Origin of the sequence: Actinomadura verrucosospora (assembly GCF_039540335.1) — a bacterium.
GTDB lineage: Bacteria > Actinomycetota > Actinomycetes > Streptosporangiales > Streptosporangiaceae > Spirillospora > Spirillospora verrucosospora.
The window spans coordinates 1-7,629 of sequence record NZ_BAABEV010000087.1 but is presented as its reverse complement, the minus strand read 5'-3'; the positions used below and the strand labels follow the sequence as shown (position 1 = coordinate 7,629).

General features: G+C 76.4%; 6 protein-coding genes. All 6 read right to left on the bottom strand.

Annotated elements, in window-relative coordinates:
• Positions 1-1,306: ArnT family glycosyltransferase (locus tag ABD944_RS41775; protein WP_345187728.1), on the bottom strand; the 1,306-nt coding region annotated here is incomplete at its 3' end.
• A gap of 14 nt (positions 1,307-1,320) precedes the next feature.
• Entirely contained in the window at positions 1,321-3,468 is a 2,148-nt protein-coding gene (locus tag ABD944_RS41770; RefSeq protein ID WP_345187726.1) for a glycosyltransferase family 39 protein, read from the bottom strand.
• Positions 3,465-4,817: a bifunctional glycosyltransferase family 2/GtrA family protein gene (locus ABD944_RS41765; protein WP_345187723.1), complete on the bottom strand. Its 1,353-nt coding sequence runs from the start codon at positions 4,815-4,817 to the stop codon at positions 3,465-3,467. Before ABD944_RS41765 ends, ABD944_RS41770 begins: the two co-directional genes overlap by 4 nt.
• A gap of 91 nt (positions 4,818-4,908) precedes the next feature.
• Positions 4,909-6,402 (bottom strand): sensor histidine kinase, encoded by a 1,494-nt coding sequence (locus ABD944_RS41760; protein ID WP_345187720.1) that lies wholly within the window; start codon positions 6,400-6,402, stop codon positions 4,909-4,911.
• Positions 6,399-7,139: a response regulator transcription factor gene (locus ABD944_RS41755; RefSeq protein ID WP_345187718.1), complete on the bottom strand. Its 741-nt coding sequence runs from the start codon at positions 7,137-7,139 to the stop codon at positions 6,399-6,401. Before ABD944_RS41755 ends, ABD944_RS41760 begins: the two co-directional genes overlap by 4 nt.
• Before the next feature lie 85 nt (positions 7,140-7,224).
• Positions 7,225-7,629 (bottom strand): hypothetical protein (locus ABD944_RS41750; protein WP_345187716.1); only part of this gene is annotated, 405 nt, incomplete at its 5' end.

The following is a 7,629-nucleotide window of genomic DNA, read 5'->3' as shown; positions in this document are numbered from 1 at the left end:
GGAGTAATTGGTGTTGCGCGAGCCAGGGGTGCCAGTCCGGCGACCGGCCGAGCAGCACGTAGGCCCACAGGGCGGTGAGGGCGACGGTCGCCGGCAGGACCGCGGCGGCCGCGGGGGCGCGGCGGCGCTCCCACAGCAGCGCGGCGCCCGTCCCGGTGAGCGCGGCGATCGCGGGGGCGAGCGCGACGGTGTAGTACTCGTGGAAGATGCCCTGCATCCAGCTGAAGATCGCGGCGGTGAGCAGGAGCCATCCGCCCCACAGCGCCAGGGCGGCGCGGGCGGGGTCGGTGCGGGGCGCGCGGCGCGTGGCCCACAGCCCGGCGGCGAGCAGGACGAGCGCGGCGGGCAGCAGCCAGGAGATCTGGCCACCGATGACGGGCCCGAACATGCGGCCCCATCCGGCGTCCTGGTCGAGGTTGCCGAGGCCGCCGGTCTCCTCGCCGTTGAGGCGTCCGAGCCCGTTGTAGCCGAGGGCCAGTTCCAGGACGGAGTCGTGCTGCGATCCGCCGATGTAGGGGCGGGCGGAGGCGGGCACCAGCGCGACGGCCGCGACCCACCACCCGGCCGAGGCGAGCAGCACTCCCCCGGCGGCGGTCAGCTGCCACAGCCGGCGCCGCCAGGGCGCGGGCGCGGCGAGCAGGTAGACCAGCGCGAACACCGGGACGACCAGGAACGCCTGGAGCATCTTGGCCAGGAACCCGGTTCCGGTACAGGCGGCGGCGAGCAGCAGCCACCGGGTGCCCGCGCTCTCCTGGGCGCGCAGCGCCGCGTAGGCGCCGCAGGTCAGCAGCATCACCAGCAGGGCGTCGGGGTTGTTGAACCGGAACATCAGCGCGGCCACCGGCGTCAGGGCGAGCGCGGCGCCGGCGAGCAGGGCCGCCCAGGCGGGGAAGCGGCGGCGGACGGCCGCGTGCAGGACCGCGACGGTCGCCACGCCCATGAGGGCCTGCGGGACGAGGATGCTCCAGGCGTTGACGCCGAACAGCCGGGCGGTCAGGGCCATCGGCCACAGCGCGGCGGGCGGTTTGTCGACGGTGATGGCGTTGGCGGCGTCGGAGGAGCCGAAGAAGAACGCCTTCCAGCTGGTGGCGCCGGCCTGGACGGCGGCGGAGTAGAACGCGTTGGCCCAGCCGGACGCGCCGAGTCCCCAGATGTAGGCGACGCCGGTCGCGGTGAGCAGGGCCAGCAGCGCGGGCCGGGCCCAGGCGGGATCGGCGGCGGGGCCGCGCAGCAGCCGCCGCGGGAGGCCGCCCCGCCCGCGCGGGGTGCGGTGCGCGGGCGGGGCGGCCGGGATCGTGGTGGTCATCGTGGTGTCCCTGTTCAGCCGAGCTTGTAGAGCCGGGCGCCGGTGGAGCCGTCGCCGGTGGAGCCGGTGGTGCCGCCGTAGGCGCCGGCGTCGACGGGGGTGGCGTTCTTCTGGACCCAGGCGGTGACGGCGGTGTCGCCGCCGCCGGGGCCCATGCGGCCGCCGAGCAGGATGTAGCGGAGCTTGCCGTCCTTGACGTACTGCTGGAGCTTGGCGACGGTCATGGCGGGGTCGCTGCCGGTGAAGCCGCCCATGGCGATGGCGGGGCGCCCGGTCCGCAGGATGATCGAGGAGGCCTCCTGGGCGCTGGAGACGGCGACGAGCCAGGTGGCCCCGCCCTGGTTCTTCTCCAGGTAGGTGAGCATCTGGGTGTCGACGCCGCCCCCGGGGCCGCCGCCGAACCCGCCGCGCACTCCGGCTCCGCCGGGCCGCTGCCCGCGGCCGTCCGCGCCCCGCCCGTCGGCTGCCGGCCCGTCGGGTGCCTGCGCGTTCTGGCCGCCGGGCTGCCACGGGGGCGTCATCCGGCCGGGGGCCTGGCCGCCGGGTAGGGCGGGGGGCGCGCCGCGGCCACCGGGGAAGGCGCCGCGAGGCCCGAAGCCGCCGCCAGGGCCGCCGCCGGAGGTGGGGCCGGCCAGGGGGTTGGTGCCGTTGGACGTGGTGGAGGCGGCCGCGACGGCGTAGGCGCCGGGGCCAGCCAGGCCCGCGGCCACGGCGAGGGCGAGGCCGGCGACGGTGGCGCGTGTCCCGGCGCGGCCGGAGACCCGTCCCGCGATCAGGGCGGCGGCGGCCAGGACGGTGGCGGCGGCGACGGCCCACCGCAGCCACGGGTTCCAGGACGGGGTGCGGTCCAGCAGGACGAACGCCCACGCGCCCGTGACGGCGACGCCCGCGGGCAGCACCCACGCCCAGGCCCGCGACGTGCGGTGGGCGCGGGTCAGCAGGACGGCTCCGGCGCCGGTGAGCGCGGCGATCGCGGGGGCCATCGCGGTGGAGTAGTAGGGGTGGAAGGTGCCCTGGGCGAAGCTGAACACCACGTAGTGGACGGCGAGCCATCCGCCCCACAGCAGCAGCGCGGCGCGTGCGGGGTCGGTGCGGGGTCGGCGGCGCAGCAGGACGAGTCCGGTGGCCAGGGCGAGGACGGCGAACGGGATGAGCCAGGAGATCTGGCCGCCGAGGATGTCGTTGAACAGACGCCCGGCACCGGACTGGCCGCCGAAGCCGCCGCCTCCTCCGAAGCCGCCGCCTCCTCCGAAGCCGCCGCCTCCTCCGGGGCCGCCGCGTCCGCCCGGGCCGCCGCCCTGGCCGAGGATGCGGCCGAGGCCGTTGTAGCCGACGACCAGGTCCCAGGCGGTGCCGTCGGTGCTGCCGCCGACGTAGGGGCGGGAGCGGGCGGGGATGGCGTCGACCAGCAGCGTCCACCACAGGGAGGAGGCGGCCAGGACGGCGCCGGCGGCGAGCAGGTGCCCGATGCGGCGGGCCGGGGCGGGCCGCGCGGCGACCAGGTAGGCCAGGGCCAGCGCGGGGACGACCAGGAACGCCTGGAGCATCTTGGTGTTGAAGCCGCATCCGACGAGGAACGCGGCGAGGAGCAGGGGCCGCAGCCGGCCGGTGTCGATGGCGCGCTGGCAGGCCCAGGCGGCGGCGACCAGGAACAGCACCAGGAGGGTGTCGGGGTTGTTGTCGCGGTTGATCGCGACGGTGATCGGGGTGAGGGCCAGGACGGCGGCGGCGGTGAGCGCGGCGGCGTGCCCGAAGGCGCGGCGGACCGTCGCGTGCAGGACGGCGACGGCGGCGGCGCCGGCGGCGACCTGCGGGAGCAGCAGGCTCCAGGTCCCGAATCCGATGACGCGGGCGGTCAGCCCCATCGCCCACAGGGCCATGGGGGGTTTGTCGACGGTGATGTAGGAGCCGGCGTCCAGGGAGCCGAAGAAGAACGCCTTCCAGCTCTGGGTGCCGCTCTTGACGGCGGCGGAGTAGTAGGAGTTGGCGTCGCCGGCGGCCGTCAGTCCCCACCCGTACAGGGCGGTGGCGGCGATCAGGACGGCCCACAGGGCGGGGCGCGCCCAGCGGGGGTCGCCTTCGGGTCCGAGGAGCAGGCGGCGGGCGCGGCCGCGGGGCGCGGTGTGCCCAGCGGCAGGCGGCGGGGTGAGGGTGGAGGTCATGCCGGGGTGCCTCCGGTGCTGTCGTGGGCGGGCGGGGGCGCGGCGACGGTCTCCGCGGCGCGCCCCGCGGCCGGTGCGGCTGCGGGTGCGGCGGGGTGGTCGCCGAGGCGGCGGGGGTGGAAGATCCAGGCGCGCATGAGCAGGAACCGGGCGAGGGTGGACAGAGCGTTGGCGGTGACGAGCGCGGCGACCTCGACGGCGCGTCCGGCGCCGGGCGCGGCGGCGTGCAGCAGGGACAGGCCGCCGGTGCTGAGGGCCAGGCCGAGCAGGAACGCGGCGCCGCCTTCGAGCTGCTGGCGCATGGCGCGGCGGGGGCCGGTGACGCCGAAGGTGAAGCGGCGGTTGGCGGCGGTGTTGCCGACGGTGGTGACCACCAGGGAGAGGGCGTTGGCCCACAGCGGCCCGAGGAACAGGCGCAGCAGGACGAACAGGATGAGCTGGGCGAGGGTGCTGAGGACGCCGATGACGGCGAAGGCGGGCAGCTGGCGGGCCATGCCGGCGGGGAGCGCGTCGACGGCCCGGCCCGCGGCGGCGGGGCCGCGGCGCCCGCCGACGGGGGCGCGGAACGCGCCGGTGAGCATGCGGCGGGCGACGCGGGCCATGCCGCGCAGGTCGTCGCGGGCGGTGCGCAGGACGTCGACGCGGCTGTCGGGGTCGTCGACCCAGTCGACGGGGACCTCGTGGATGCGCAGCCCGTTGCGTTCGGCGAGCAGCAGCAGCTCGGTGTCGAAGAACCACTCCTCGTCCTCGACCGAGGGCAGCAGCGCCTGGACGATCTCGGTGCGGGCGGCTTTGAAGCCGCACTGGGCGTCGGTGAAGCGGGCGGCCAGGGCGGTGCGCAGCAGCAGGTTGTAGCAGCGGGAGATGATCTCGCGGCGGGGGCCGCGCACGACGGCGGAGCCGCGGGTCAGGCGGGAGCCGATGGCGAGGTCGCTGTGCCCGGAGATGAGGGGGGCGACCAGCGGCAGGAAGGCGTCCAGGTCGGTGGACAGGTCGACGTCCATGTAGGCGACGACGTCGGCGTCGCTGGTGCCCCACACGTGGCGCAGGGCGCGGCCGCGGCCCTTGTCGCGCAGGCGGACGGCGCGGACGCGGGGGTGGCGGTCGGCCAGGTCGCGGGCGATCGGCCAGGTGGCGTCGGTGCTGGCGTTGTCGGCGACGGTGATGCGGAAGGGGTAGGGCAGGGTGTCGGCGAGGTAGGCGTGCAGGCGTTCGACGCTGGCGGCCAGGACGCGTTCCTCGTTGTGGACGGGGACGACCACCTCGACGAGCCGTCCCCGTCCGCCGTGGTCGTGCGGCGGCGGGGGCGGCGCGGCGGGCGTGCCCGGTTCGGTGATGAGGTGACTCATGGGACCGAGGTTCGGGGGCCGGTGTGGGAGGGCGGTGAGCCGTGTCTTAACGCCGCATGAGAAACCCGCCGGGTGGTCAGTCGCCGGGTGGTCAGTCGCCGGGGCCGGGGGTGCCGGGGAGGCGGACGCGGGCGAGGGTGCCGCCGCCGGGGGCGGGTTCCAGGGCGACGCTTCCGCCGCATTCGGCGACGACGCGCGCGACGATGGACAGTCCGAGGCCGGAGCCGGGCAGGCTGCGGGCCGACGGGGAGCGCCAGAACCGTTCGAACACGTGCGGCAGGTCGGCGGCGGGGATGCCGGGGCCGTGGTCGCGGACGGTGAGCTCGCCGTCGTGCAGGGCGGCGGTGACGGTGCCGCCGGGCGGGCTGAACTTCACGGCGTTGTCGAGGAGGTTGACGATGGCGCGTTCCAGGGAGGCGGGGTCGCCGTGGACGTGCCAGGGCCGGGCGTCGCAGGTGACGGTGAGGCCGGGGCCGCGCAGGCGGGCGCGTTCGACGGCGCGGTCCAGGACCTCGTGCAGGGCGACGGTCTCGTGGACGGGGGCGGTGTCGGCGGGGCGGGCCAGTTCCAGCAGGTCGCCGACGAGGCTGGACAGTTCCCGCATCTGCGCGCGGACGCTGGCCAGCAGGTTGCGGCGGGTCTCCTCGGGCAGGTCGCGGCCGGCGGCCTCGGCGCGCAGCAGCAGGTCGATGTTGGTGCGCAGGCTGGTCAGGGGGGTGCGCAGCTCGTGGCCGGCGTCGGCGATGAGCTGCTGCTGGCGTTCGCGGGAGGCGGCCAGGGCGGCGGTCATGGTGTTGAAGGAGCGGCTGAGCCGGGCGATCTCGTCGGTGCCCTCCTCGGGGATGCGGGTGTCCAGGTCCTCGGTGCGGGCGATGTGCTCGACGGCGCCGGTGAGCTCGTCCACGGGCCGCAGCGACGCGCGGGCGATCATGAGGCCGGCGGCGGCGGACACCAGGACGCCGAGGGCGGTGACGGCGGTGAGCAGCAGCGCCAGGTTGTCCAGGGGGCCCCGGACCTCGTCGAGGGAGATGGCGTAGGACACGGCGGCGGGGGTGCCGTCGGGCAGCCGGAACGAGCGGGTGAGGATCCGGACGCCGTCCTCGGCGCCGGTGGCGGTGACGCCGGTGCCGTCGTGGTAGACGTGGTCGCGTTCGCCGCGGGCGACCCGCGCGTCCTCGGCGCCGACCTGGAGCGCGCCGGCGCCGGGGACGGTGCAGCGCCGCCCGTCGGCGCGGACCAGCTGCATGATCTCGTAGGGGCCGGGCGGCGGGTTCTGGGCGCCGGTGCCGGTGGGCTCGGAGGAGCAGGCGGCCAGGATCGCCTCGGGGCGGCGGGGCAGGCGGGGGCCGTGGAAGGGGGGCTGACCGTCGCGGTAGCCGCCGTCGCGGGCGCCGGGCGGGCCGCCCGACACCGCGCCGAGGCGGCGGTCCAGTTCGCGGTACAGCTGGTTGCGGGTCAGCAGCCATCCGGCGCTGGCGCAGGCGGCGACGGCGAGCGCGACGGCCGCGGCGGTGAGCAGCGCCATGCGGGCGCGGAGCGTGAGCCTCCGGGTGAGGCGCCGGGCGACGGGGGCCCGGGTGCTCACGGGGACGCCGCCGGGCGCAGCACGTACCCGACGCCGCGGACGGTGTGCACGAGCCGCGGCAGCCCGCCCGCCTCGGTCTTGCGCCGCAGGTACATCACGTACACGTCCAGGGAGTTGGAGGCGGGTTCGAAGTCGAATCCCCAGACGGTCTCCAGGATCTGCTCGCGGGTGAGGACCTGGCGGGGGTGGGTGAGGAACATCTCCAGCAGCATGTACTCGGTGCGGGTGAGTTCCAGGGGGCGCCCGGCGCGGGTGACCTCGCGGGTGAGGGTGTTCATGCGCAGGTCGCCGAAGGCCAGGACGTCGCCGGGTGCGGTACCGGGCGCGGTGCCGGCGGGGGCGGTCATGGCGGCGCGGCGCAGCAGGGCGCGGACGCGGGCGAGCAGTTCGTCGAGGTCGAACGGCTTGGCGAGGTAGTCGTCGGCGCCGGCGTCCAGCCCGGTGACGCGGTCGCCGACCATGTCGCGGGCGGTGAGCATGAGGACCGGCATGGTGGCGCCGAGGGCGCGCAGCCGCCGGCAGGTGGTCAGGCCGTCCATGCGCGGCATGAGCACGTCCAGCACGACCAGGTCGGGGGTCTCGCGCTCGACCTGGTCCAGGGCGGTGACGCCGTCGGCGGCGCCTTCGACCCGGTAGCCCTCGAACTCCAGGCTGCTGGTCAGGGACTCGCGGACGGCGGGTTCGTCGTCGACCACGAGGATCCGCGGGGGCGGTGCGTCCTGCGGGCCGGGTTCCATGTACTCACGGTAGACAGCGCCGGTGGGCGGCCCGGCCGCCGGCGGGTGTTTCTCATGGTTCTTTCAGAAACTTCTGATGGCCGGTTCAGCGTTCGCCGTCGAGGCGCGCGCCGGGGTCGAGGCCGGTGTCGGTGTCGGTCTCGGCGGTGGCGTCGGCCCACGCGTCGCCGCCGGCGGCGGGTTCGGTGGTCTCGACGGTGGCCTTGATGACGACGGCGGTCGCGGCGGCCGGGCGGGGCGCGGCGGGGCGGGTTGCGGTGGTCCAGGTGGTCTTGGCGACGTCGACGACGACGTCGCGGGACACCTCGACGATGATGCCGCGCAGGGTGTCGCGCAGGGCGAGCTTGAGGGCGTCGCGGAGCAGTTCGCGCAGGACGGCCTCGACGGCGGCGGTGGCGGCGCGGGCGGCCAGGTCGCGGGCGGTTCGGGCCAGGGCGCTTCCGGCGGCGGCGGTGAGCAGCCCGGAGGCGGTGCGGGCGGCGCCGCGCAC